General features: G+C 52.7%; 1 pseudogene. It reads right to left on the bottom strand.

The window, feature by feature from the left end:
* Positions 1-9: 9 nt before the first annotated feature.
* Positions 10-391, bottom strand: a pseudogene (locus ACTFO6_RS17895) (DNA methyltransferase); the annotation flags it as partial.

Genomic DNA, 391 nt, shown 5'->3' with positions numbered 1-391 from the left:
AGCTGCTGCTTACTTTCTTGCACTCACGTCGAATTCGTAGAGCTCCTTCTTCGAGTTTCGCTTTCTAATGGGTGTGATGCGTGCATCCCGAAACCCAGCTTCTGTGAGCATGTCAGCGAACAGTCGCTCGACCGGGACAACTGTGTCATAGAAACGCGAATTTCCGACGATGTAGTGAACGGTTCCACCCACAGCCAAAAGACCCGCTATGTCCTTGATATGCTGCCACATGTCTTCGAAGTACTTAGCGACGTAGTTTGACAACAACGCTCCGCTCTTCTTATTGGCTCCCCGAATCGCGCACAGGATTCGGTCGAAGTAAGACGGACAAAACCCCGAGGATGGCCGTTGCCACTCCGCAAGCCTACTCGTAGCAATGCCCCAGGTACCA

Source organism: Pelomicrobium sp. G1, assembly GCF_051905455.1.
Classification (GTDB): domain Bacteria; phylum Pseudomonadota; class Gammaproteobacteria; order Burkholderiales; family UBA6910; genus Pelomicrobium.
This window is presented reverse-complemented; position numbering and strand designations above follow the sequence as displayed.